The 21556-nt window shown below is 44.9% G+C and carries 23 protein-coding genes, 1 rRNA gene and 1 pseudogene; 17 read left to right on the top strand and 8 right to left on the bottom strand.

Going from position 1 to position 21556, the window contains the following annotated elements; genetic code table 11:
- Positions 1-8: 8 nt before the first annotated feature.
- Positions 9-923: a dTDP-4-dehydrorhamnose reductase family protein gene (locus tag ACRN9H_RS18525; protein ID WP_432315681.1), complete on the bottom strand. Its 915-nt coding sequence runs from the start codon at positions 921-923 to the stop codon at positions 9-11.
- A 178-nt stretch (positions 924-1101) separates the two neighbouring features.
- On the opposite strand from ACRN9H_RS18525, the gene ACRN9H_RS18520 reads away from it, so the two are divergent.
- The gene (locus tag ACRN9H_RS18520; RefSeq protein ID WP_432315690.1) at positions 1102-2952 is read left to right on the top strand and encodes an alkaline phosphatase D family protein; all 1851 of its coding nucleotides are present in this window, start codon (positions 1102-1104) and stop codon (positions 2950-2952) included.
- 47 nt (positions 2953-2999) lie between these two features.
- On the opposite strand, the gene ACRN9H_RS18515 is transcribed toward ACRN9H_RS18520, so the two are convergent.
- The 3 genes from ACRN9H_RS18515 to ACRN9H_RS18505 form a co-directional block, all read right to left on the bottom strand.
- Positions 3000-3344, bottom strand: a complete 345-nt coding sequence (locus ACRN9H_RS18515; protein ID WP_432315680.1) for a hypothetical protein — start codon at positions 3342-3344, stop codon at positions 3000-3002.
- 147 nt (positions 3345-3491) lie between these two features.
- A complete protein-coding gene (locus ACRN9H_RS18510; RefSeq protein ID WP_432315678.1) occupies positions 3492-4409 on the bottom strand; it encodes a pseudouridine synthase in 918 nt (305 codons plus the stop codon).
- Between the two features lie 58 nt (positions 4410-4467).
- Positions 4468-5043 (bottom strand): LON peptidase substrate-binding domain-containing protein, encoded by a 576-nt coding sequence (locus ACRN9H_RS18505; protein WP_432315676.1) that lies wholly within the window; start codon positions 5041-5043, stop codon positions 4468-4470.
- Between the two features lie 211 nt (positions 5044-5254).
- On the opposite strand from ACRN9H_RS18505, the pseudogene ACRN9H_RS18500 reads away from it, so the two are divergent.
- From ACRN9H_RS18500 to ACRN9H_RS18485, 4 genes and pseudogenes are all read left to right on the top strand, one after another.
- A pseudogene (locus ACRN9H_RS18500) lies at positions 5255-5554 on the top strand (hypothetical protein); the annotation flags it as partial.
- Positions 5555-5661: 107 nt separating this feature from the next.
- A complete protein-coding gene (locus tag ACRN9H_RS18495) occupies positions 5662-6123 on the top strand; it encodes a YhcH/YjgK/YiaL family protein (RefSeq protein WP_432315675.1) in 462 nt (153 codons plus the stop codon).
- 143 nt (positions 6124-6266) lie between these two features.
- Entirely contained in the window at positions 6267-7187 is a 921-nt protein-coding gene (locus ACRN9H_RS18490; protein ID WP_432315673.1) for a manganese-dependent inorganic pyrophosphatase, read from the top strand.
- Between the two features lie 214 nt (positions 7188-7401).
- Positions 7402-8016: a DedA family protein gene (locus ACRN9H_RS18485; protein WP_432315672.1), complete on the top strand. Its 615-nt coding sequence runs from the start codon at positions 7402-7404 to the stop codon at positions 8014-8016.
- A 15-nt stretch (positions 8017-8031) separates the two neighbouring features.
- Here the strand turns inward: ACRN9H_RS18485 and ACRN9H_RS18480 are convergent, their stop codons facing one another.
- The 3 genes from ACRN9H_RS18480 to ACRN9H_RS18470 all read right to left on the bottom strand — a co-directional run bounded on the left by ACRN9H_RS18480 (position 8032) and on the right by ACRN9H_RS18470 (position 10189).
- Entirely contained in the window at positions 8032-8253 is a 222-nt protein-coding gene (locus tag ACRN9H_RS18480; RefSeq protein ID WP_432315670.1) for a DUF6500 family protein, read from the bottom strand.
- Between the two features lie 95 nt (positions 8254-8348).
- A complete protein-coding gene (locus ACRN9H_RS18475; RefSeq protein ID WP_432315668.1) occupies positions 8349-9788 on the bottom strand; it encodes a thioesterase in 1440 nt (479 codons plus the stop codon).
- Positions 9789-9943: 155 nt separating this feature from the next.
- Positions 9944-10189 (bottom strand): YgjV family protein, encoded by a 246-nt coding sequence (locus tag ACRN9H_RS18470; protein ID WP_432315666.1) that lies wholly within the window; start codon positions 10187-10189, stop codon positions 9944-9946.
- A 311-nt stretch (positions 10190-10500) separates the two neighbouring features.
- Here ACRN9H_RS18470 and rraA point away from each other — a divergent pair, with 311 nt between their 5' ends.
- From rraA to hemB, 12 genes are all read left to right on the top strand, one after another.
- Positions 10501-10986 (top strand): ribonuclease E activity regulator RraA, encoded by a 486-nt coding sequence (gene rraA, locus ACRN9H_RS18465; RefSeq protein ID WP_076498704.1) that lies wholly within the window; start codon positions 10501-10503, stop codon positions 10984-10986.
- Positions 10987-11116: 130 nt separating this feature from the next.
- A complete protein-coding gene (locus ACRN9H_RS18460) occupies positions 11117-12181 on the top strand; it encodes a formimidoylglutamase (protein ID WP_432315663.1) in 1065 nt (354 codons plus the stop codon).
- A 244-nt stretch (positions 12182-12425) separates the two neighbouring features.
- Complete coding sequence (gene ubiE, locus ACRN9H_RS18455) at positions 12426-13181, top strand: bifunctional demethylmenaquinone methyltransferase/2-methoxy-6-polyprenyl-1,4-benzoquinol methylase UbiE (RefSeq protein WP_432315661.1); 756 nt, start codon at positions 12426-12428, stop codon at positions 13179-13181.
- Positions 13181-13801 (top strand): ubiquinone biosynthesis accessory factor UbiJ, encoded by a 621-nt coding sequence (locus tag ACRN9H_RS18450; protein WP_432315659.1) that lies wholly within the window; start codon positions 13181-13183, stop codon positions 13799-13801. Before ubiE ends, ACRN9H_RS18450 begins: the two co-directional genes overlap by 1 nt.
- Positions 13798-15447, top strand: a complete 1650-nt coding sequence (ubiB, locus tag ACRN9H_RS18445) for a ubiquinone biosynthesis regulatory protein kinase UbiB (protein WP_432315657.1) — start codon at positions 13798-13800, stop codon at positions 15445-15447. The genes ACRN9H_RS18450 and ubiB overlap by 4 nt, the downstream gene beginning before the upstream one ends.
- 59 nt (positions 15448-15506) lie before the next feature.
- Complete coding sequence (gene tatA, locus ACRN9H_RS18440; protein WP_220774343.1) at positions 15507-15746, top strand: Sec-independent protein translocase subunit TatA; 240 nt, start codon at positions 15507-15509, stop codon at positions 15744-15746.
- A gap of 6 nt (positions 15747-15752) precedes the next feature.
- Positions 15753-16226, top strand: a complete 474-nt coding sequence (gene tatB, locus ACRN9H_RS18435) for a Sec-independent protein translocase protein TatB (protein ID WP_432315655.1) — start codon at positions 15753-15755, stop codon at positions 16224-16226.
- A gap of 3 nt (positions 16227-16229) precedes the next feature.
- A complete protein-coding gene (gene tatC, locus ACRN9H_RS18430; RefSeq protein ID WP_432315653.1) occupies positions 16230-16982 on the top strand; it encodes a twin-arginine translocase subunit TatC in 753 nt (250 codons plus the stop codon).
- A gap of 45 nt (positions 16983-17027) precedes the next feature.
- Entirely contained in the window at positions 17028-17540 is a 513-nt protein-coding gene (locus ACRN9H_RS18425) for a hypothetical protein (RefSeq protein WP_432315651.1), read from the top strand.
- On the top strand, positions 17540-18343 hold the full coding sequence (locus ACRN9H_RS18420; protein WP_432315649.1) for a TatD family hydrolase: 804 nt from the start codon (positions 17540-17542) through the stop codon (positions 18341-18343). Before ACRN9H_RS18425 ends, ACRN9H_RS18420 begins: the two co-directional genes overlap by 1 nt.
- Positions 18336-20219, top strand: a complete 1884-nt coding sequence (locus tag ACRN9H_RS18415; RefSeq protein ID WP_432315647.1) for a sensor domain-containing diguanylate cyclase — start codon at positions 18336-18338, stop codon at positions 20217-20219. The genes ACRN9H_RS18420 and ACRN9H_RS18415 overlap by 8 nt, the downstream gene beginning before the upstream one ends.
- Positions 20220-20228: 9 nt before the next feature.
- Positions 20229-21236 (top strand): porphobilinogen synthase, encoded by a 1008-nt coding sequence (hemB, locus tag ACRN9H_RS18410; protein ID WP_432315645.1) that lies wholly within the window; start codon positions 20229-20231, stop codon positions 21234-21236.
- A gap of 228 nt (positions 21237-21464) precedes the next feature.
- Here the strand turns inward: hemB and rrf are convergent.
- Positions 21465-21556: ribosomal RNA gene (gene rrf / locus ACRN9H_RS18405) — 5S ribosomal RNA — on the bottom strand; the annotation flags it as partial.

Here is a 21556-nt window from a genome sequence, read left to right as displayed (position 1 = left end):
GGCTATTCCTACAGAGTGAGTCCGAGCGTGGCAAGTGCACCACTCGATTGTGTTAATGCTTGGCGCACGCCAGTGGCAAAATTGATTTCAGAACCAATCCCCATCGCAGCTAAACGCGCACAGCTTAAGGTGCAATCCCTTGGCCGCTTGGCGTGATCTGTCGGCGTAGACTCAGGCGTTAAGTGTGCTGTACTGAGTTGTAAAATTTCCCCTAAGGTCAGCAGCATCTGATACTTAGTCATAGTCTCTGCCGCGCTAAAATGATAAATCCCCTGCACGGTAGAATGTTCAATATGCTCTGCAATCATCTTGTCTATGGCTTGGGCAATATCAGCGGTCGAGGTTGGACTGCGTATCGCCCAATGATCAACCCCCTGAGCGCGACGCTCAATCAATTGGTTAACCAGCACTAGCACAGCAGATTCACTCAGCTTTTCTACTTGGCCGTAAAGGATTGGCAAGCGTAGCACGGCAAAATCAGCGCTAGTGTCTAGCACTATCTCTTCGCCCTTTAGCTTAGATTCACCATAAAAATTCACCGGATCAGTGGCTGCATCTTCAGCGTACTTAGGTTGAGTGCCGTCGAACACATAGTCAGTGGAAATATAGATAAGCCAAGCATTATTGGCCTTAGCTGCTATAGCTAAGGCTTGGCTGGCGGTTAAGTTAAGCGCCAATGCCGCCTGCGGATTTTGCTCGGAAACATCGGGGCGACGCTCGGCGGCGCAGTGCACTATCACTTGCGGTTGCTCGCGGGCGATAAATGCCTCGACATCCAAAGGGGCGGTAAGATCGAGTTTATGCACTCGTTCACTTGCGCGGCTAAAACCCGTGGCGATAACCTCATGTCCTGTTAATTCAAGGTGTTTTACGACAGCTCTGCCGAGTAGCCCAGTCGCCCCCGTGACCATAATCTTAGCCATATCGCCCCATTCAGTTTCAACGCATATTTATGGCTAACAATTCTAAAAGCTTTTCATATTCAACGCACTTGTTTACTCTTCTAAACCAAACTTACTTAGGGTTAACTCATGCAAGATTAACCCAAATACCCATAGGCAGAATTTGAGTACGACACTTTCTCTGATATTAGCTGGCCCCATGCTGCGCCACTGCGATGCCACCCATTTTACCTTGTGGTTTGTAAGTCGTGAGCCATTAACTGAGCTTACGTTGCGCTTAGGGGAACAGGAGTTTCCGCTGCAGGATGCCGATGTGCACTATGTGCCACTCGGGCAGCACGCCCATCAATATCTGATTATGCTGTCGCGACCAGAGTTACTCACACCTAATCGAGTCATGAGCTGCCAAGTGTCCGCCGCCCAACATGGGGATATTTTTGCCGCTATCAGTCAGCTGAACTATGCCGATGCCTCAACGCCAAGTGTGCGTTTTACCCCAGAGTTAACCCAAGTATTCCATGGTTCTTGCCGCAATCCGCATCACCACAGTGACGATGCATTGGTCGCCGCCGATACCCATTTAGCCAAGATAATCAACAGGGGTGCGGAGGATGATCGCCCTGCACTTATCATAATGAGTGGTGATCAGGTCTATATTGATGATGTGGCGGGACCTATGTTAAGCGCCATAGGGCAAGTCATTGACTTGCTTGGCCTTCAGCATGAGCAATTTGAAGGCGCGAGCATCACCACTAGTGAAGACATTCATTATCAGACCGCATATTTGTATCAACGGCATAAAAACCTGTTGCCTCATACCCAATATCCGGCCAAAACCGCGCTGTGGCGTTGGTATCGCAATCACCCCATTTTTACCTCATCCATTACCGTAAATCATTTGGTCAGCCTAAATGAAATCATCGCCCTGTATTTACTCACTTGGTCACCTGAACTGTGGGAATTAGTGAATATCTCGAAAGATGTCGACGGCTTATCACCCGCCAATACCGCCCGCTGGCAAAATGAGTGGCAACACTTGCTTGGCTTTAAAGCTGGGCTGGGGCAAGTCAGGCGCTTTATGGCGCACATTCCCGTTTATATGATGTTTGATGACCACGACGTCACCGATGATTGGAACCTGACGGCTAAATGGGAACAAGCGGCCTACGAACACGCATTTTCGAAACGCATTATTGGTAATGCCTTAATCGGCTACACCTTATTCCAAGGACTTGGCAACGCACCGGATAAATTTTCCGCCGATATCCGTCCGCTGCTTGATGCGTTTTTTACGCGACAAGAAAGCGAAAGTCAGGATCTGCTCATCGACGAATTACTTAAATTTGAGCAGTGGCATTACACCTTAGAGTCCTCGCCCAAACTGGTCGTGCTCGACACGCGTACCCGCCGCTGGCGCAGTGAATCTAATCTCGCAAAACCTTCCGGCTTGATGGATTGGGAGGCGTTAATGGATTTGCAGCAAGAGTTACTCGGCCAGTCTAAGGTCATTATCGTCTCACCTGCGCCCATGTTTGGGGTCAAGTTGATTGAAGCTGTGCAGCGCACAGCCACTCTGATCGGTGGTTCCCTGTTAGTAGACGCCGAAAACTGGATGGCCCACCCCGGCGCTGCCAACGCGCTACTGAGTATCTTTATGCACCGTAAAACCCCAGAGGAATTTGTGATCCTCTCCGGCGATGTGCATTACTCCTTTAGTTACGACATCAGTATTCGTTTTAGACGCAGCAGCCCTAACATCTATCAGATCACCTGCAGCGGTATTAAAAATCACTTCCCAGAGAAGCTGTTACCGATTTTCGATAAACTCAATGGCTGGCTTTATGGCCACTTTTCACCACTTAACTTGCTGACAAAACGTAAACGTATGTTGCTGCGCGGCAGGCGACCGAATGGTGAGCCAAGTAAACGTCTAGTGAATAAAAGCGGTATTGGGATTTTGGAACTTGCGGATGATGGTGCGCCAACAAAAATTGCGGTTTTACATGGCGATATGAGCGAAACCCTGTTCGAGCCACCCAAACAGGAATAACAGCTTAAACGGGTTTATGATGTTTAACCGTTTCAGGCTGAGTGGCACTAGAGTCTGTCCAGCAAGGGCGTATTTTTGGATAGCGCCTCATCGATTTTGGCAGGCTTTGGCTGAGCCGGATTGAAAATCACTGCTTCTGGCTGCGACTTATTCGACGGTTTTTCGCGCACCATTTGGTCCCAAATCACTTTAGAATGTTGATCCGCATCATCAGCCTCAATAGCCGATGCAGCAGACGAACTCGGTTTCTTCGGTTCAATCACCGCACTCGCCTTACGGATCTCGGCGGCAATATCTTTTAAATAAGGTTGTTTCGTCCAGTCACCAAAATACATGGCCCCCACTAATACTGCAGCGCAAAGCAAGATAGAGCAGATCGCAGATTTGGTCATAATGGACTTCCTTTAAACAATCGTAATATGGCTCCCTATGGCAGAAACTCAGATACTGCAGCTTGTATTCATACCATCACAGGGCCAAGCACACAATTGCACCCGATTATTTCCTTTAAACAGACTGGAAATAATGCTTTTTGCTGACTAAAACTCAAAACCTTGACATTGCATGTCGTGGTGCATCCCGCTCACAGGGTCGATAAAACGTAACCGCTGCGCCATAAGCTGCAGAGGTGTGGCAAAGTTATCTGGCCCCTTTGGCAACAAAGTTGGATAAAATCGGTCGTTTAACAATGGCATACCTAAGCTTTGCATATGCACACGAAGTTGGTGGGTTTTACCGGTAATCGGGCTCAAATGAAATAAACCAAGATCGCCTTTTATGGCCACTAGGCTGATTTCGGAATGGGTATTCGCCTCGCCTTCCACGATTTTCATAGTAAAGCTAGGCTCACTGGGCTGCATTCGGTTTGTTACCGTCCAGTGCAAGGGCAAAGTTAAGCAGCCCTTTTGATATTGTTCAATAATCTCAGGTGTCAACTTGGCAATCGCTTGATAGTCTTTACGAATCGCATCGTCGATAAATAATTGATGATAGAGCGCGCGGGTTTCAGGCGCGACCGTCATCAGGATCACGCCTGCGGTTTCACGGTCGAGTCGATGAGCAGGGGCTATCGTGTCTATGCCGGTTCGCAATCTCAACCTATGGACCAAACATTCGTTCACATAATTACCGCTTGGGGTCACAGGTAAAAAGTGTGGTTTATAAGCCAAAATAATATTGTCATCTTGAAACAGGATCTGCTCCACAAACGGAATTTTTGTCTCTACGGGGACTTCACGATAGTAATACACCCGCGCAACTGGGCGATATTCCGTATCCAACGCAATCAAACTGCCATCTCGCCAGTGCACTTTTCCGTCCAAAATACGTTGGCGCCACACCTCTTCACCTATGCGGGAAAAATGCTGTACGAGGAAGGCAAACACTGTGGTTTTATCTATGGTATCCACGGGGAGCACTATGTGGGACGGTTGGGCGGCGCGAGCTGATGCGGTCATATCATTAAAAATAGCGGCTACTGACTGTTAGTCGCTATTCTACCTTTTATGGGGTTTTTCAGTCCACATGGGACTTAATAAGCTGCAGTACAAAATCCATGGTTTTATGACAATCAGGTTGATTAACCAGCACGAGTTTGTCTTGGTTGTACATAGGTAAGACTTCAAGCCAGCGCTGGCTGACCCAAGCCGCATCTTTTAAATACACATCGGAGTACAGTTCAAACAAATCAGGGTTCACCAGATAAAACTGCTCTAATGCAGCACTGATCAGTTCAAACTCCCCTTTAATCGGCTCTTGTTGCCAGTTACGGCAAGGTAACGTTCGTGCTATCCATAATTTATCTTTAGCCTGCACTGCCGAGAGAACACTAATCCTTTGTCTGCCCTCAAGCACAAGACTCAAAGAGCCATCTTCAAGCTGATTAAAATCGATAATGTCGCACTGGGTAGCGGTAGGATAACAGGGTGGATTACCACTGGAGCGCATTGTCGCAAATGCGAGCGCATACTTCCCCTTGAAGACATCGGCCACCATGCGCAGATGACCAGGGTCAACCACACGAACCTCCACCCGTCCCTGTGGCAGCAACAAACCATCGCGCATCAGTAACGCCATTTCTCGTGTTTGCATTGCAACCTCCAGCGCCTCAAATAGAAGGAAACGAACCTCAACACATTCGCACTCCCTATTAGCTTAGAAGTGTAGCAGCTGAAATTATTTCCTTCCTAAAGTCACTGAGAGTAAAAGCAAATTAACAGGCTCAGGCAAACTCAGTTCAACTTGTGGTGAGCCAGGATTGTGATATCGACTCTTGGGGTAGCTTAGGGTTGGGTGACCTTAAAGCAATATCAGTCTCAGTAATTTTGGCAATGTCATTGTCGGCTGTTCCGAACCAACGAATGATATGAATTATAGCGATCAGTAAGTGATGGGATTGCTTGTCAGGCATGCAGCGACGATGCACTGAGCTTCACTGCGGGAGTACAAAACTTATTGAGTGTTTATCCAGAAAATGCCCCATGACAATAACTACCCCGGCATCTTCGTCTTTCCATTAACTAACACGGCATTTAGCTTTAATGACGACGACTTCTTAGCCGCTAAATTCACTGACTCAGTAACCCAAGACAGTGATGCTTGATGCAAAAACAGACCATTATGCGGCCTGTTTTTTGATGTCTTAATGGCAGTAATCTGATTATAATCCTTACAATGCACTCCTTTCACTTTTGCCATATCGAGTAACCCATGATTGTTGATACCTTAGCTAACCGTCATATTTATCAGTCTTTAAGCCCTCGTATTGCTACTGCGTTAGCCTATTTAGCAACAACCGACTTTAGTCAGTTAACCGTGGGTAATTATCCCCTCGATGGCGATAATATTTTTGTCATAGTCAACGACTATCAAACTGAACCTAAATCGACAAACCCCTTTGAAGTTCATCAAAAATATATCGATGTTCAATATGTTGTTAGCGGTGAAGAAGAGTTTGGTTACTTACCTTTAGCGGATCAAACTCCCTCAAAAGCTTATTTTGAGAAACACGATTACGCTGAGTTTGATTACCAGACCAATAAAGCCGACGCCTCTTTTGTGCAACTTAAAGCGGGTATGTTTGCGCTATTTTTCCCCGGTGACATACATATGCCCGGTGCTGGTGATGTTGCCACCGCGGTTCGCAAAGTCGTGATAAAAGTAAAAATCTAAGTCTTGAACCATATTGAGCCAATCTAAGCAGAATATTTTTAGCACAATAGCGACTTAAGCGCGCTGTGATATGCGCTTTGGCTATTTCCGAATCGCGCTAAATATTGCTAAAATTGTCACAAATTTAAAGGAGAGTTCCTGAAATGCCCATTTACGTTGTCGGTCACAAAATTCCTGATTCTGATTCAATCTGCGGTGCTATCGCATTAGCCTATTTAAAAAACCAAATCGGTGAAGAAGCCGTTGCCGCACGTTTAGGTGAATTGTCACCCGAAACCGCCTTTATTCTGCAACGTTTTGGTCTTGAAGCCCCAGAGTACAAAACCAGCTATGCGGGTGAGCAAGTGTATATTGTTGACCATTCAGAGCTGACTCAAGCACCAGATGATATCGCTAAAGCGACCATAGTCGGGATTGTCGATCATCACAAGCTAGGCGATCTCACCACTGACACGCCGCTAGAATGCTGGATACGTCCAGTAGGCTGTAGCAACACCATTATTAAAATGATGTACGACTTTTACCAAGTGGCAATCCCTAAAAATATTGCAGGTATCATGATGTGTGCCATTCTGAGCGATACCGTGATTTTCAAGTCACCCACTTGCACCACAGCTGATATTCGCTGCGTTGAAGCGTTAGCTGAAATCGCTGGCATTGAAGATTTTAAAGAGTTGGGCATGGAAATGTTCAAAGTGAAATCTGCCGTTCAAGGTACGCCAGCACGCGATTTAGTGATGCGTGACTTTAAAGACTTCAATATGAACGGTCACTTAGTCGGTATCGGCCAATTAGAAGTCATTGATCTGTCAGTATTCGATGATATCAAGGCCGAGTTAGAAGCCGATATCAAAGCATTAAAAGTTGAAGGCAATCGCCACAGCGTATTGTTGCTACTGACAGACATTATGAAAGAAGGCTCAGAGCTATTAATCATCTCCGATGATAACGACCTAACCCAACGTGCCTACGGTAAACCGACCGTCGATGGCAAAGTGTGGCTAGATGGCGTGTTAAGCCGTAAAAAACAAGTTGTACCACAACTACAAGCTGCCTTTGCTTAATAACGCTAATCTAAGCACAAATAAATAAGCCGAACTCTGTTCGGCTTTTTATTTACCCTATTATTTGAATATCGTATCCACTGCAGCTTTTTTAGTGCTCCGCGAGTCAATTTAAACAGGCATGAAACTTTGTTCACCCCGCTACCCAGACGTTAAGTTTCGCAGGTATGATGAGCCATTATTCTACAAATTTTTTAGAGACTATTCAGAGGCTATGCCCGAAGCACTGCAACACATCATCACGGAACTCACGCCTTGGCTACAGGAATATGGCTATTTTTTGCTATTTGTCGCCATCGCAGTAGAAGGGTTTGGTATTCCCGCCCCAGGACAATCATTATTAATTGTCGCCAGTTTATTAGCGGCCACAGGACAAATGTCATTGCCATTGGTATTGATCGTTGCCGCTTGTGGCGCACTCTGTGGTAATAGTTTGGGCTATTTTATCGGTTGGCGCTTTGGCGATGTGTTACTCAAAAAAGGCTGGATAAAACCGCAACTTGAAGACAAAATTCACAACGTTATTGGTCAATATGGTATTGCGGCGTTAGTGTTGAGCCGATTTGTTGAGGGCTTAAAACAATTCATGTTTATCGGTTGCGGTCTCGCTAAAATGCCGCTTAAGCAATTTATTATTGGCAATAGTCTTGCCACCAGCATTTGGGTAACATTATTTGGCTTGAGCCCAGTATTAATCCGAGATGAAATAACACCTATGTTGGCGTTTTATCATCAGCATAAATATCCTACATGGGCCATTATCAGCTTATTGCTCGCCGCACTACTGGCTTTTATTTGGCGTAAATGGCAGCTCAAAAAAACGCAGTAAATAACAAGTTACCGATTATTCCATTTCACTTTTGATTATATCAATAATTTTATGAGCTTTGACGAAATGGTCTAATTGATGGGTATGGATCCACCACGTTGCAGCTTCCATCAACAATGCTGGGTTATCATTTTTATTGGCAAAAAACGCGTAAAATGAAACACCGATATTATCGCCTTTTGTTGCAATTCTTTTATGACAAACATCAATGATTTTTGCCCTTAATACCGCTCGCATATTTCTCGCAACCTTAATCTAATCACTAACCCATTTACTCTCATTCTCAACAGCTAAAAGCTATAAAACTCTCAAGGATAGAATGTGAGTCAGTATTATCTCTGCTCAGTCTCAAGCTTAGGTTGAGGCTCTACAGCGTCATTCGACTTAACCTCTAGCTCCGGTTCTAGTTCTCGCTCTAATTCTGGAGCAATTAATGCCTTTGGCGCTTCAATAATTTGCGGTTTAGTTAACGGCTCAGCAGATGAATTGGATTCTGCCGTTTGCTCAGCCAATGGCTCAACAATCACCACAGGCTGGGCTGGCGTAGCCTTTTCAGCTGCAGCACTGGTATCTTCCGTCTTTGGCGCTAAAGCACCCAGATCTTGGTTCGCAGGAGTTTCAACCGCATCTTTAGGGAGCTGGTTTCGATATAGATCAATCATAGTCATCACCTCTGATAATGCTTTAGCATGCGCAGGTGTCAGAATACCATTGTGTCCAGAGACAATTTCATCCGACACTGCCAGCACCCATACTGCTTGCATATTCGCGTCAGGACAGGTTTGTACGGTACGACGAGCTTGCAAGCGAGCACGAACTTTCCAGCCTGAATGCGGTAGTGTCATCATACAGCCAGGAATTTTATCGTGTGCCATCAAAGCTGAAGGCATTTTCATCGGTGTATTACAGTTACCGCCAGAGCATCTATCGATGTCATGGGTAATTGCCCAAGAATTACCAACCGCCCGTTCACCGTCTTTAATGTAATTAAAGGCTTCTTTTACCGCAAAATCGCCCTTGGACTGCAACACCACCATACTAGGCTTTTGCCTGTCGAGGCTGACCAAGGTATCTAATGGCTGATAATCTTTAGCGGGCACAGCAGGGTTTAACAATAAGAATAAATTAGGGTTATCCTGCTGATGATCAATCGCAGCTTTAATGCGATTTTTACTGGCATGTAATACTACTGAGCCGCCCAAGCTATGACCCACTACCGTATAACGTAGCAATTTATGTTGTGTAACTAAGCTATCTAGCTTATCTAATAGCTGAGATAACCCTTCTTGGCCTATGCGTTTAGCAACACGTTTGCGCTGTAAAATGGTAGGGAAATCTAAAGGTTCAATCCAGCTAGTTGCATCTTCGGAACCATCAAGCCAAAAAGGATCGTATTTGTCGCCACGCCAACCAATATATAAGCCCAGTAAGTTACGTTGAGTATCGGATTTTGCCATCTCCTGATAAAATTGCTCAAAAGCGATATAATTTTCATCGTGCGGCTGCGCACTATGGTGCCAGCCGTGAACAAAAATCAGCAACTCTGGGGGCGTGCCATTATTTGGCTGTAAAATGCGCGCATCTAAACCTTGCCATTGCCTGTCGTCATGGGCTTGGCCTTGATCATTAAACTCAATGACATGAAAGTTTTGCTTAGCGATATCAGGGCCAGGAATGTGATAAGCCTGATCGGGGATAAAAGGAAGTAGAACACAAAGCGATAACAACATTAAAAACAGTAGTTTGTACTGAGTAAATTTTTTCAGGCTCATTTATAACAACATAATTAACGGCCAGACTAGGCCAATATAGACGTGCTGAAAGGGACTAACAGCAAAAGTGCAGAAATTATACGCTAAGCGTGTTCTCCCAGCTAGTAACAAATTGACCGCTGAGGGCAAACGTTAGAGCCACAGCAACACAAAACTTAAGCGGCGGTAGAATTTGCTTTAGCACGATAAATTTTAATTAAATGATAGATATTAATCAAAGCAACAAATGCATTCATGCCAGCAACGGGCCAAGCTGAAATAAATACGCCGTAAATAACAAACAAAGTACAACCCACAAAATTGAGCCATCGTAACCAAATAATATTTTTCATTGTCAGAGAGATAGCCACCATGATGGAAGCAAAATAACCAATAATTTCAACCGCGTTGATAGCTTCCATGACGTATCTCGTAGGCTCTTATTGTGTATCAATATAATGGCGCATCAACTCTCCTAAGGCAAATTAAGTTAATGAAACGTTGTAAAATATTGCTAGAATACCCACTAGAACGTCATAAAAAGCCGTGACGGAATCGCGGCTAGTCAGCCTTAGCCGATAATTCCATTAGCTGCCAAAGTTTTAGCGCTGACGGATTAACAATCAAGTAGCAACAATACCGTGATTGATAACACTTTTCTTTTCAATAATCCCTTTTATACTGGCGTAAACTCGCTAAACTGTACGCAACGCGGATCAATAGGAGTGTAAATATGGAATACAACACCTCAGAACTATGTGACATGTACTTAGATGTCGTAGATGTAGTCGAGCCCATGTTCAGTAACTACGGTGGTTGTAGCTCTTTTGGCGGCTCTATCAGCACCATCAAGTGCTTTGAAGACAACGGCCTTATCGTTGATGTCTTACAAGAAGACGGCCAAGGTAAAGTATTACTCATTGACGGTGGTGGTTCATTACGCCGTGCGCTGATCGATGGTGCTATTGCAGAGCTTGCGGTCAGAAATAACTGGGAAGGCATTATCGTTTACGGTTCTGTGCGCGATGTAGACGCGTTGGAAGAATTAGATATCGGCATTCAAGCCGTTGCTTCAATTCCAGTCGGTGCCGATGGTAATTCAGTAGGTGAAGTGGAAATTCCAGTCAATTTTGGCGGCGTGACTTTCTTACCTGGCGATCATATCTATGCAGATAACACAGGTGTGATTTTATCACCTGAACCTCTCGACATTGAGTAATCTCACTGTCCAGCCAAGAAAGCCAGCTAAGCTGGCTTTTTTATTCACTATTTTCAGCGTTTACCCATTGAATCATCGCGCTATACTGCGCCACAATAGGTTGACTCTGGCCGAATAAGCATACCCATCTATGCCTGAATTAATTCCCTTTACCCACACCGATATAGCCTCGCTCGTCAGCGTAAGAAATGGCGAAACTAAACTAGGCCAATGCGTCCATCTGGCTAATCACGAACATACGTTAGAGACCATACTCGCCACTGCAAGAGCACACGGTGCACGTTTTGCCATTATTGGCGTGAGCGAAGATATCGGCCCACGTGCCAATTTAGGCCGCGGCGGCGCGGTCGATGCTTTTACTGCCAGCATGCGCCAATGGCTTAATCTACAATCTAATCGCTTCTTATCTGGTACAGAATGCCTAGTGTTAGGCCAAGTAAACACTGCTGATTTACTACAACAAACTGCCAGTAACACAGCAGATAATACTGACGTCACCTTAGATGAATTACGCGATGCGGTTGAGCAGTTAGACGAGCGCGTTATCCGCATCGTCAGTGCGATTTTAAAGGCGGGTTTAGAACCCATACTCATCGGCGGCGGCCACAACAATGCCTATGGTTTATTAATGGCGACTTACAGCTATTATCAGCGCCAAATTGCGGCGGTAAATCTCGATCCCCATTCTGATTTTAGGCTACTCGAGGGTCGTCACAGTGGTAATGGCTTTAGCTATGCAGCTGATCGCGGCGCCTTAGGTTACTACCATGTGCTGGGTTTACATGAATTAAAAAACAGTGAGACCAATTTAAAGCAGCTCACGGAATTTGGTGGTACTTGGCATAGTTTGCAGCAAATTTGGATTCGCAGCGAAATCAGCCTCAGCCAAGCTTTAGTTGATATCGCCGCCAAACTGAATGATACAGGTTTGCCCGTTGGGTTAGAGCTGGACGTCGATGCGATTGCTAAAATGCCTAGTAGCGCCTCAACCATAGCCGGTGTGCCTTTACTCGATGCCGCGCATTATGTCAGTTATATCGCCCGCCACTGCCCTTGCGCTTATTTGCATTTAGCCGAAGCTGCACCAAGTTGCCACGAGGCAGGAACTGCAGCCGGACTTAGAGATGTAGGCCAGAGTTTAAGCGAGCTTATCTACGCCTATATACAAGCACGCATAGCATTTTTAACACAGTAATCTGCCGCTTAGCGCCCAACAAAGCGCTAAGCTATTCACCAAATCCTGATATTGTGGTCTAATGCCAGTCCATTTATGTGGTCTATGAGCACTTCATCCAAAGCCTGATGGAGTAAGCCTTAAGCTAAGGTATTGAAGTTAGTTTATTAGCTCGATCACAGAGTGATAGATCAAAGATTCAGCAAATGCAGGCGATGGCTTACACTCGCAGCTAATACATTGCAAAACAAATAGGAACACATTGATGTCTGAGGGCGAATCTAAAAGTACCCACTTTGGTTACAAAACCGTAGAGGCCGATAAAAAAGCTGAACTCGTTGCTGGCGTGTTTCATTCTGTTGCCGCGAAATACGACATAATGAACGATGTTATGTCATTCGGTATTCACCGTTACTGGAAACGCTACACGATTGAAGTGTCTGGCGCCCGCCCTGGCATGAAAGTGCTCGATTTAGCTGGCGGTACAGGCGACTTAACTGCAAAATTCTCTCACTTAGTGGGTGAGAAAGGTGAAGTGGTTTTAGCCGATATTAACGATTCTATGTTGAAAGTCGGCCGCACTAAGCTGCGTGACAAGGGCATAGTGAACAATGTCAGTTATGTACAAGCAAATGCTGAAGCGCTGCCGTTTCCCGATAATCATTTCGACATCATTACCATCGCCTTTGGTCTGCGTAATGTGACCGATAAAGAGGCCGCGCTGCGTTCGATGAACCGCGTACTTAAGCCGGGCGGCAAATTATTAGTGCTAGAGTTTTCTAAGCCTCAGCATGAAATAATGCGTAAAGTGTATGATTTATATAGCTTCAAAGTTTTACCTAAAATGGGTGAATTCATCACTAAAGATGCCGACAGCTACGAATATCTAGCTGAATCCATTCGCATGCACCCAGACCAAGACACGCTGAAGCAAATGATGGTAGATGCAGGCTTTGAGCAATGCGATTACACCAACATGACTGACGGCATTGTTGCATTACACCGTGGTTATAAATTCTAATGATGCCGCAAGAAGTGGTACTGCTCATTTGCGCCGCCATTGAAACGGGCCTGAAAAAAATTCAGGCTCAAGCGGGTGACAACTATTCGCGCCAGCGCCAACTGCATGGCAAAGTGTTTCGCATCCAATTGTCGCAGCTCAGCTGGCCAATCTATTTAGTGTTTGCCAAAGAAATCCAAGTATTGAGCCGTTATGAAGGTGACGTTGATGTCAGTCTACACGCCGATGTAACTACGCTTTATCGCGTGAGTGAAGGCGCAAACCTCACCGAGTTGATTAAACAAGATAAGCTCAAACTTGAGGGCGACCTCAATTTATTACAAAGCTTTAGCCATTATCTACGCGGTATTGAGTTTGACTTTGCCGAACCCATCTCGCGCTATTTAGGTGATGGACCCACACATAAGCTCATCAGTTCAGGGCGACAAGCCAAAAGCTTCGCGCTTGAGGTGTTATGTAAAACACGCTCGCATTTAGGGCAACTCGCAGTAGAAGAGTATCGCCTCGCGCCACATCGGATTGAGTTAATTCATTTTCGCGATCAAATGGATGATTTAGTTGCCGATACCCGCGTGATTGAACAACGGATAGCACAATTAAGAGATCAAATTAAGCCATGACCTTTGCCAGTATCCGCCGCGGTTACCATGTCATCAAGACCTTACTGCAGTACGGGTTAGATGACGTATTGCCGCCGAAGATGACACCTTGGTACTTTAAACTCGCCCGTAACAGCCTGTTTTGGATCCGCAATAAACATAAACAAAAACCCGGTGGTGAACGCTTAAAACTAGCGATGCAGGAACTTGGCCCTGTGTATATTAAACTCGGGCAAATGTTGTCGACTCGCCGCGATTTACTCAGTGATGAATGGGCCAGTGAATTGGCCATGCTACAGGACAAAGTGCCGCCATTTGATGGTGCTTTAGCGCGCCAAGCGATTGAAGCAGAACTAAAAGCGCCAATTGAATCGCTATTCGATGACTTTAATGAAACGCCACTGGCCTCAGCCTCTATTTCTCAGGTGCATACCGCAACCCTGAGATCAAACGGCAAAGATATTGTTCTAAAAGTATTGCGCCCAAATGTGGAAGATAAAATCAAAGCGGATCTGCAGTTAATGTCGCAAACCGCTAAGTTGATTGAATATCTCCTCGGTGAAGGTAACCGCCTACGTCCAGCCGAAGTGATTGAAGATTATCGCGTGACCATTTTAGGCGAGCTAAACCTTAAACTCGAAGCCTTAAACGCCATAAAGCTGCGCAATAACTTCCTCGGTTCAGATGCGCTCTATGTGCCTTATGTGTATGAAGAGTTCTGTTATCCGCGCCTAATGGTGATGGAGCGTATTTATGGAATTCCTGTGTCTGACATCGCCGCATTAAAGGCGCAGGGCACCAACTTCAAGCTATTAGCCGAGCGCGGTGTTGAACTATTTTTCACCCAAGTGTTTCGCGATAACTTTTTCCACGCCGACATGCATCCAGGCAATATCTTTATTTCCCGTGACCATCCAGAAAATCCCTATTACATCGGGCTCGACTGCGGCATTATGGGCACGCTCAACGATGTCGATAAACGCTATCTTGCAGAAAATTTCCTTGCATTTTTTAATCGCGATTACCATCGAATTGCCCAGCTCTATATTGAATCTGGCTGGGTATCAGAAAAAACCGATCTGCAAGCCTTTGAACAAGCGGTTAAAGTGGTATGTGAACCGATGTTTAACAAACCGCTCGACGAAATCTCCTTTGGCCATGTGCTACTCGAACTATTTCGCACCGCGCGTCACTTCGATATTGTGGTGCAACCACAGTTGGTACTGCTGGAAAAAACCTTACTTTACATTGAAGGTTTAGGCCGTCAGTTATACCCACAGTTGGATTTATGGCAAACTGCTAAACCGTTTTTAGAGCAATGGATGGCCAAGCAAGTGGGCCCTAAAGCCATGTTTAAAAAGGTATCCACAAAACTGCCATATTGGGCTGATAAACTGCCAGAATTCCCTGAACTGATTTACGATAATCTTAAGTTAGGCAGGAAATTGCTGAGCTCTCAGCAACAAATGCTAGATAAATATTTGAAATATCAACAGCAAGCACATAAGAGTAATTACTTGCTTATCACTTCTGCTATTTTATTGATCTGCGGCACGTTATTGATCAATAGAGACGCTACACTATGGACCCCTTATATATGTCTCATCTCAGGCATTATATTATGGTTTGTCGGATGGCGATCTAGGCCAAAGAATCGCAAATTTTAGCTAGCACTAATAAATCAGAGGTTCATAATAGAACCGATATCAATTAAGAGGATACCTTTATGGGTGGTATTAGTATTTGGCAACTTCTTATCGTTGCGTTAATCGTGGTGTTGTTGTTCGGAACAAAGAAATTACGCTCGTTGGGCGGTGATTTAGGTGGTGCGGTGAAAGGCTTTAAAAATGCCATGTCTTCTGAAGAAGATAAAAAAGCATTAGAAGACACCGAAGCGGCTAAAACAGCACAAACGACTCAACAGGCGACTGAAAAGAAACCTGAGTCCAACAAAGAACAGGTGTAACTCTTTATGTTTGACGGTATCGGCTTTATGGAGCTGCTGCTGATCGGTGTTTTGGGGCTAGTGGTACTTGGCCCCGAACGTCTACCGGTTGCGGTGCGTTCAATAACCAGTTGGATACGTGCGATGAAACGCATGGCTAACTCGGTAAAAGAAGAACTTGAGCAGGAGCTGAAGATTGAGCAATTGCATGCGGATCTTAAAAAAGCCGAGAGCAAAGGGTTATCAAACCTTTCACCTGAGCTTAAAGAATCCATTGAGCAACTAAAGCAAGCGGCGCAATCGGTGAATCGTCCTTATCAGGTTCAAGATCCGTCGAAAGACACGCCAGCTCCAGAGAATCAAATTCAGAGTCCAATTGAAACGACTCAAGCTCATCCAACACCTGTTGTAGAGGCGAGTCAAACATCAGTATCTTCCGCAGCGTCAAGTGAGTCATCTCAGAGTGCGGATACCGCTTCTAACCCGAAAGCTAACGGATAATCAATGTCGCCACAGCAGCCACTCATCAGCCACTTGCTTGAACTTAGATCCAAGCTGCTTAAATCAATTACCAGTGTATTATTAGTATTCATTTGCAGTGTGTATTGGGCAAATGATATCTACCACTACATGGCAATACCGTTAATGCAGTCTTTACCTACTGGTGGCAGCATGATTGCGACAGACGTCGCTGCGCCTTTTTTCGCCCCGTTTAAATTAACCTTAGTATTATCTTTTTTTGTCGCCGTGCCCTACGTGTTGTTCCAAATCTGGTCCTTTGTCGCACCGGGTTTATACAAGCATGAAAAACGTTTGGTTATGCCGCTCCTCTTTAGCAGTACCCTCTTGTTTTACTTAGGGATTGCTTTCGCTTATTACATTGTATTCCCGGTTGTTTTTGGCTTTTTCGCCAATACAGCGCCCGAAGGAGTACAAGTTGCCACCGATATCAGTAGCTATCTTGATTTTATATTGAAGCTTTTCTTTGCTTTTGGCCTGTCCTTTGAAATCCCCATCGCCGTAGTTTTACTGTGCTGGGCGGGGGTGACGACGCCTGAAGACCTCAAACAAAAACGCCCTTATATCGTTGTAGGTGCCTTCGTTGTGGGTATGTTGTTAACCCCACCTGATGTTATCTCTCAGACTATGCTTGCTGTGCCAATGCTGTTATTGTTTGAAGCAGGTTTATTCGCCGCTCGTTTCTACAGTAAGCCTGATGATGAGTCTGACAACGAAACCGAAAAAACGAACAGCTAACGTTCTAACAGAACGTTAGAAAATATAATAATAAGGAAGACCCTCATGCGCTTAACTCTTATTACAGCGGCAATAATACTAGTATCAGCTCAAGCAAATGCCAGTATTGAACAGCAATTATCCCAATGTTCCGATACAGCAGATAAGCTCGAACGATTAATTTGCTTCGATAAGTTAGCCGCAAGTGTAAAAGATAACGCTGCTAACATCACGAGTCCCCAAATAACACCAGCAGCAGTTTCAACCGTAACAGCAACAACCGCGATAGTCACCACGGCTTCCAAAGCATCAGCAACTGATAATTTTGGTATGGAAGCCAAGCGTGTGGATGACAATGCTGTTGATAAGATTTATTTAGAAGTTCAATCGATTGAAGAAGATGCCTACGGAGCCATTAAAGTGACTTTCACCAATGGCCAAGTTTGGAAACAAACCGACAGTCGTAAGTTTACCTTAAAGCAAGGCGACACTGTCTATATTGAAAAAGCTGCATTAGGCTCTTTCTTGTTAGGTACTGATGAACGCAATGCCAAGGCACGAGTGAAACGCCTAAAATAATGCCCTCATACATAGATGTCGCAGTCAATTTACTTAGCAGCGCACTCGAGCCAGACACAGCATCGATCATACAAGCGGCGGCGAACCAAGGGGTTTCCCCGTTAATTGTTATTGGCAGCGATTTAGCCGAGAGTGCTGCTGCCATTGCCCTCTGCCAACAATATCCTCGTAGGCTTTACTGCACTGCCGGTGTGCATCCCCATCATGCCAGTGGTTGGAATATTGATTCAAGAACACAGCAAGCAAAGCTTTGCCAAGCACCGCAAGTCGTTGCCGTTGGCGAATGTGGCTTAGACTACAATCGTGATTTTTCACCTCGACCTATTCAGCGTCAAGCTTTTATTGCCCAGCTTGAGTTAGCGATTACATTGCAAATTCCAGTGTTGATGCACGAACGTGATGCCCATGAAGACTTTATTGCTATATTACGTGAATACCGCCCGCAGCTTACAGGCGCATTATTACATTGCTTCACTGGCACTCATACTCAAATGGAAGCCTATATTGACCTCGATTTACACTTAGGTATTACGGGTTGGGTTTGCGATGAAAGACGCGGCCAGTCATTAGCACAGCTCGTGCCATACATTCCGCAGAACCGTATATTAATTGAAACTGATAGCCCGTTTTTATTGCCCCGTAGCATGCGACCAAAGCCTAAATCGAGTAAAAATAAGCCCGAGTACCTTCCCTACATCGCTAACTATATCGCGGACTTACGTGGTGAAAATGCAGATGAATTTGCAGAACATTGCTACCAAAATAGCTTAACGTTTTTTAAGTTGGATCATATCCATGCTTAGAAATTGTTTTTTATTAATATTATTGCTGTGTCTATGGATATGCTCATCGCCTGCAAGCGCAATCTTACTCAGTATTGATGAATCGACGACAACCCCTCTAAACCTGACTCCTTGGCTAATGGTGGCACATCCAGTGTCGGCTAATAATTTAGCCGACATACAAGCCTTACCTAAAAATGACTGGCACAGCTTTACCAACGCAGATATTCAAAAACTCAGCGGTCACGATTTTTGGCTCAACTTTAGCTTAACTAGCCCAGACCAAATAATTTCACATATTTTAGCTTTAGATAATCCATTATTAGATAAGATCACTATTTACCATTTAGTCGATAACAGCCTCATCAATACCACCATCATGGGTGACATTTTCCCCTATAATGAACGTCCATTTTTAAGTAACATCTTCCTGTATCCTTTTAAGATTAATAAGAATGATACACACACCTTCTATCTACATATTCAAACAGAAGGCAACGCCGCAGTACCCCTAAACTTGTGGTCATCTAACGACTTAGCGCAAATAGCTGAAGCGACTGCTGTAGAACACGGTTTCCAGTTGGGTATACTCGCTGCAATTGGTATTTTTAGTTTCTTTATCGCCTTTGCATCCGGTTCATTTAGTTACAGCTATTACTCTGGCTACGTGCTCAGCATGACCTTGCTCGTTGCGACAATTAACGGTTTCGCTTTCCGATATCTGTGGCCACACTGGCCTGTATTGCAACAAATTATGGTGCCATTTTTACTGCCTGTTGTGATGGCCTTTGCACTAATGTTCACCGAGAAAATACTGCAGCTTAAATATTTGAGCCGTCGCATGTTACTCATTTGTCGCTATAGCGCTTTGTACATATTATGCATCGGATTAGCCTCGCCTTTTATGCGTTATGGCAACGCCTTATATATTGAGATTATTTCAGTAGCAGTGATCAGCATAGTTCTTATGGCCTTTGCCATAGTTCAAGCCATCAATGGCCATAAACTCGCCCGTATGTATACGATTGGCTGGATGAGCATGCTGACAGGAGCTTGCATCAGTAGCTTGTTATACTTGAATGTGATCGAATTAAATGTAAAGCCACAAACCCCGGTAATGCTGGGTCTTACTTTTGAAATAATCTTCATGTCACTGGTGCTCGCCATCCGCTATAACGATGAACGAAAAGCTAAAATACGTATCCAGCAAGAAGCATTAAAGCAAGCCCAGAAAATTCGCAATGCACGGGAAGAAGCCTTAAAAGCCGAAGCGGAGAGCAATCAAAAACTTGAGCAAATGGTACAAGAACGGACTTTAGAGCTCGAAATCACTCTTAGAGAACTGCATGAGGTAAACCACAAGCTGACAGAACAAAGTACTATTGATAGTCTCACAGGGGTTAAAAATCGAAGTGCTTTTGATAAACGTCTTATTGCAGAAAGCCGCATCAGTCGTCGCCAAGAAACGCCAATCGCATTACTCATGCTCGACATTGATCGGTTTAAATCAATTAACGACCAATATGGTCACCTTGCAGGCGATCAGGCATTACGCGTCATTGCTCAAACCTTACAGCAACATTTAAAACGGCCAACGGATCTAGTATCACGTTTTGGCGGTGAAGAATTTGCTATTATCCTGCCAAATACGGCGGCTGAAGGTGCGATTCAAGTTGCTGAAACGATAAGAGAAGCCGTAGCAGCCATTAAGTTTGAATGGGAGGGGAAAGCCATTCCTTTATCCATTAGTATCGGGGTCAGTGCTGACATCGTCACCCATGAACAACACGGCACAGAATTGTTAGAACAAGCCGATAAAGCACTTTATCAGGCAAAAAATGGCGGGCGTAACCAAGTAAGACTGTATTCGCCAGCAGTAAGACCAGCATCTAATTAGGAGTCAAATGTGAACATTATTACCAGTGCCTTTCCTCAGCGTAGAATGCGCCGCATGCGTAAACATGATTTTAGCCGTAGACTCATGGCTGAAAACCACTTAAGTGTGAATGACTTAATTTACCCTATGTTTATCATCGAAGGGACTAATCGCAGTGAAAAGATTACGTCTATGCCTGGCATAGAACGCTATACGATTGATTTATTGTTAAAAGAAGCCGCAGAACTCGTCGAGCTAGGTATCCCATTAATCGCATTATTCCCTGTAACGCCAGCCGAGAAAAAAACATTATTGGCCGAAGAGGCATATAACGCCAATGCTTTAGTACAACGTGCAGTGCGTGAACTTAAAAAAGCCTTTCCACAGCTTGGGATCATGACCGACGTAGCACTGGATCCCTTCACTACTCACGGTCAAGACGGGATTATCGATGAGACGGGCTATATACTAAACGACATAACAACCGACATTCTGGTGAAGCAAGCATTATCACATGCTGAAGCTGGTGCCGATATCATAGCGCCATCAGATATGATGGATGGCCGTATTGGCGCTATCCGTCTAGCATTAGAAGCTGCAGGCTATGTAAACACCCAAATCATGGCTTACTCAGCAAAATACTCTTCAAGCTATTATGGCCCGTTCCGTGACGCAGTAGGCTCGGCTGGTAATCTCAAAGGTGGCAACAAACACAGCTACCAGATGGATCCAGCAAACAGTGACGAAGCTCTGCATGAAGTCGCACTCGATATTCAAGAAGGTGCCGACATGGTCATGGTTAAGCCAGGCATGCCGTATTTAGATATAGTGCATCGCGTTAAAACTGAACTTGCCGTGCCAACATTCGCCTATCAAGTCAGTGGTGAATACGCCATGCACATGGCCGCCATCCAAAATGGTTGGTTAGCCGAAAAAGCCATCGTCATGGAATCTCTACTTTGCTTTAAACGCGCAGGCGCAGACGGCATCTTAACTTACTTCGCTAAACGTGCCGCCCAGTGGCTTAAAGAAGCTTAGTCCTCGCGATAGCTGCGTATCAATTGAAGAAAGCAGCCTTATGGCTGCTTTTTTGTATCTGGTAATTGATAGCTATGGGGACTAAATCAGCACATTTGGTTTTATAGAGAGAATAACGGGAGAAAGACTTACTAATGAAATGGAGAACAGGCTGATTTAACAAATTGCAGACGCAAAAAAGCCAGCTTATTCGGCTGGCTTCGTTACATCTCATCGAGATAATTAGGCGCTTGGCGATGACCTACTCTCACATGGGGAGACCCCACACTACCATCGGCGCGTTTGCGTTTCACTTCTGAGTTCGGGATGGGATCAGGTGG

This window comes from Shewanella sp. MF08487 (assembly GCF_050848685.1).
In the GTDB taxonomy this organism is placed as follows: Bacteria; Pseudomonadota; Gammaproteobacteria; order Enterobacterales; family Shewanellaceae; genus Shewanella; species Shewanella glacialipiscicola.
This window is presented reverse-complemented; position numbering and strand designations above follow the sequence as displayed.

Bases quoted from the DNA above. Each gene is read 5' to 3' on its own strand.
- ACRN9H_RS18415 (WP_432315647.1), top strand. From the start codon at position 18,336: ATGCTTAGAAATTGTTTTTTATTAATATTATTGCTGTGTCTATGGATA.
- ACRN9H_RS18495 (WP_432315675.1), top strand. From the start codon at position 5,662: ATGATTGTTGATACCTTAGCTAACCGTCATATTTATCAGTCTTTAAGC.
- ACRN9H_RS18510 (WP_432315678.1), bottom strand. From the start codon at position 4,409: ATGACCGCATCAGCTCGCGCCGCCCAACCGTCCCACATAGTGCTCCCC.
- ACRN9H_RS18515 (WP_432315680.1), bottom strand. From the start codon at position 3,344: ATGACCAAATCTGCGATCTGCTCTATCTTGCTTTGCGCTGCAGTATTA.
- ACRN9H_RS18450 (WP_432315659.1), top strand. From the start codon at position 13,181: ATGATGCCGCAAGAAGTGGTACTGCTCATTTGCGCCGCCATTGAAACG.
- ACRN9H_RS18490 (WP_432315673.1), top strand. From the start codon at position 6,267: ATGCCCATTTACGTTGTCGGTCACAAAATTCCTGATTCTGATTCAATC.
- ACRN9H_RS18420 (WP_432315649.1), top strand. From the start codon at position 17,540: ATGCCCTCATACATAGATGTCGCAGTCAATTTACTTAGCAGCGCACTC.
- ACRN9H_RS18460 (WP_432315663.1), top strand. From the start codon at position 11,117: ATGCCTGAATTAATTCCCTTTACCCACACCGATATAGCCTCGCTCGTC.
- ACRN9H_RS18470 (WP_432315666.1), bottom strand. From the start codon at position 10,189: ATGGAAGCTATCAACGCGGTTGAAATTATTGGTTATTTTGCTTCCATC.
- ACRN9H_RS18520 (WP_432315690.1), top strand. From the start codon at position 1,102: ATGCTGCGCCACTGCGATGCCACCCATTTTACCTTGTGGTTTGTAAGT.
- ACRN9H_RS18485 (WP_432315672.1), top strand. From the start codon at position 7,402: ATGCCCGAAGCACTGCAACACATCATCACGGAACTCACGCCTTGGCTA.
- ubiB (WP_432315657.1), top strand. From the start codon at position 13,798: ATGACCTTTGCCAGTATCCGCCGCGGTTACCATGTCATCAAGACCTTA.
- tatB (WP_432315655.1), top strand. From the start codon at position 15,753: ATGTTTGACGGTATCGGCTTTATGGAGCTGCTGCTGATCGGTGTTTTG.
- ACRN9H_RS18525 (WP_432315681.1), bottom strand. From the start codon at position 923: ATGGCTAAGATTATGGTCACGGGGGCGACTGGGCTACTCGGCAGAGCT.
- rraA (WP_076498704.1), top strand. From the start codon at position 10,501: ATGGAATACAACACCTCAGAACTATGTGACATGTACTTAGATGTCGTA.
- ACRN9H_RS18505 (WP_432315676.1), bottom strand. From the start codon at position 5,043: ATGCAAACACGAGAAATGGCGTTACTGATGCGCGATGGTTTGTTGCTG.
- ubiE (WP_432315661.1), top strand. From the start codon at position 12,426: ATGTCTGAGGGCGAATCTAAAAGTACCCACTTTGGTTACAAAACCGTA.
- ACRN9H_RS18480 (WP_432315670.1), bottom strand. From the start codon at position 8,253: ATGCGAGCGGTATTAAGGGCAAAAATCATTGATGTTTGTCATAAAAGA.
- ACRN9H_RS18425 (WP_432315651.1), top strand. From the start codon at position 17,028: ATGCGCTTAACTCTTATTACAGCGGCAATAATACTAGTATCAGCTCAA.
- tatA (WP_220774343.1), top strand. From the start codon at position 15,507: ATGGGTGGTATTAGTATTTGGCAACTTCTTATCGTTGCGTTAATCGTG.
- tatC (WP_432315653.1), top strand. From the start codon at position 16,230: ATGTCGCCACAGCAGCCACTCATCAGCCACTTGCTTGAACTTAGATCC.
- ACRN9H_RS18475 (WP_432315668.1), bottom strand. From the start codon at position 9,788: ATGAGCCTGAAAAAATTTACTCAGTACAAACTACTGTTTTTAATGTTG.